At 66.2% G+C, this 2166-nt stretch carries 2 protein-coding genes; one reads left to right on the top strand and one right to left on the bottom strand.

Annotated elements, in window-relative coordinates; all coding sequences use genetic code 11:
• Positions 1-118: 118 nt before the first annotated feature.
• Positions 119-640, top strand: coding sequence for a TetR/AcrR family transcriptional regulator (locus NM1_RS40570; RefSeq protein ID WP_169814413.1), 522 nt, complete (start codon positions 119-121; stop codon positions 638-640).
• Between the two features lie 12 nt (positions 641-652).
• Here NM1_RS40570 and NM1_RS40565 read toward each other — a convergent pair whose 3' ends face one another.
• Complete coding sequence (locus tag NM1_RS40565; RefSeq protein WP_068033131.1) at positions 653-2062, bottom strand: flavin monoamine oxidase family protein; 1410 nt, start codon at positions 2060-2062, stop codon at positions 653-655.
• Between the last annotated feature and the right edge of the window lie 104 nt (positions 2063-2166).

Below are 2166 nucleotides of genomic sequence, written 5' to 3'. Positions count from 1 at the left end.
TTGCAAGCTTTTTGGTCGGCACAACCCACTGAATGGACTGTTGCAGTAGACTGAAGATATGGATGCAGTCTCGGATCCCGCACGTCAGACACGTAATTCCGAGCGGACGCGGTCTGCGGTGCTGTCGGCGGCGGCCCATGCGTTCGCGGAGAAGGGGACGGGGGTGTCGCTCGCGTCGATCGCGAAGGATGCCGGGGTGTCCAAGGGAGGACTGCTGCACCACTTTCCGACTCGCGAAGCCCTACTCGTGGCGTTGGTCGATGACGCCAATCGGCGCTTTCGCGCGAGTGTCCGGTCGCATCTGGATCTGTCCGAGAATCAGCCGGGCAAGATGCTTCGTGCCTACGTTCGCGCCCTGTGTTCGGGGGCGGAGGAAACGGTCGAGTTCTTCACCTCGGCCCCGTCCTGGGTCGGCGTGTATGACATTCCCGAGGTGGCCGCGCTGTCCCGGGCCGACGAGCTGTGGTGGACGGAGCAGTTCGCGATCGACGGCTTGTCGGAGGATCGCATCTTCCTGGTGAGGCGGGCTGCCGAAGGCCTCGCGGCTGCGATGGCGTACGGCGGACAGCCTACGGAGCAGGTCGCCGCCCAGCGTGAGCTTCTGCTGTCGCTCACTCTGGGCGGCCAGCTGTCCGCCTGACTCGGAGGGAGGTTACTTCTCGTTTTCGAGGCGGGTGACCACTTCGGTCGCGGCGCGTTGTCCGGACAGGATCGCGCCGTTCATGGTGCCGGAGAACTTGTCTGCGGTCTCCGATCCCGCCCAGTGGACGCGCCCGGCCGGTTCACGCAGATACGGGCCGAAGCTGGTCCAGGTCTTCGGGCCGACGGCGGGGTTCGGTCCGCCGGGGGCGAAGCTGTCGTTGCCCCAGGAGAAGTCGGTGTAGTCGATGCTGTCTCGCGCTTGGTCTCCGTAGAGGTGGGCGAGGTGCTCGATGACGCGTCGCCGTCGCTCGAAGGGAGTGTGCGCGTCGAAGCCGCGTGCGTCGCAGAAGACCATTAAGATGCCGGGGCCTGCGGCGTCGGGACTGACGTCGAAGGTGAGGAAGACGGTGTCGTCGTCGGACATGCCTTCACCCGAAAGGCCGTGGTCTCGCCAGAATGGACGGTCGTAGGCGACGAACGCCTTACTCAGTGCGCCCAGTCGCCAGCTCCGGGACAGACCGTAGTGACGGTCCGGCAGAGCTGGTGTGAAATCGATGGTGCTGCGGTGCATCGGGGACGCCGTGACGATGACATACCGGGCATCGATGCGACGAGTGCTCGTCTCGACGGTGATGCGCTCATCGCTGGTGGTGATGCGTTCGACGGGGGAATCGAGCAGCACGCGCGGAGCGTCGATGTCGGCGGCGATCCTCTCGACCGAGGCGTCGGCATGGACATGCGAGTCCAGGGTGACAGCAAGTGCCGAAGCAAGCCTGTGCGCGGTGCCGAGCACGCGGTCCTGCTGGTCGCCGCCCTCGACGGCGAGCATGTGCTCGAGCCCGCCGAGAGTCTTGATGTAGCGCATCACGTTGAACAGCGACACATCGGACGGGGGTGCTCCCCAATGCACCAGACACACCATGCGCATGAACGAGCGGGTCGCTTTCAGCGCTCGCTTCCGGCGCAGCCACTCCCCGAAGGACATGGCGTCGAAGCGCGTGGCGCTCGGGTGCGTCCACGGGCTCTCGAGCGGCAGGTCGTCGGCGCGCTTCTGCAGCGCGCTCATGACCCTGGCGATATCGGCCATAACCCACGGTGCAGGTGCGGTGAGGCCCTCGACTCTGCGTTTGCCACCGAGCGAGATAACGCCTTTCCCCGTGTGAAACTGGGGGATGAACTCGATGCCGAGACGGGCGGCGAGCTCGCGCACCGCCGTGTGATCCGGCGCGGCCCATGTGGCTCCGGCATCGACGGGAACCCCGGCGATTTCGGTAGTGCGGATGCGGCCACCCACGCGATCACGCCCCTCGAGGACGACGACCTCGTAGCCGTCTCGGGCGAGCTGGTCGGCGGCGGTGAGACCGGACAAACCGGCGCCCACGATGGCGACGTCGACGGTGCGAGTTGCGGGTGTTGTCACGGTTTCTCCGTTCGTCTGCGGTTCAGGTATCGTTGGCGGCCCGAGCAGTGCGTTCTCACACGTGCAGGTGCGCGGTCGCCTGGTCGGTGTAGACGCGCGCAGGG

This window comes from Nocardia mexicana NBRC 108244, assembly GCF_001613165.1.
GTDB classification, from domain to species: domain Bacteria; phylum Actinomycetota; class Actinomycetes; order Mycobacteriales; family Mycobacteriaceae; genus Nocardia; species Nocardia mexicana.
The sequence above is the reverse complement of the archived record's forward strand: the minus strand, read 5'-3'. Positions and strand labels throughout refer to the sequence as shown.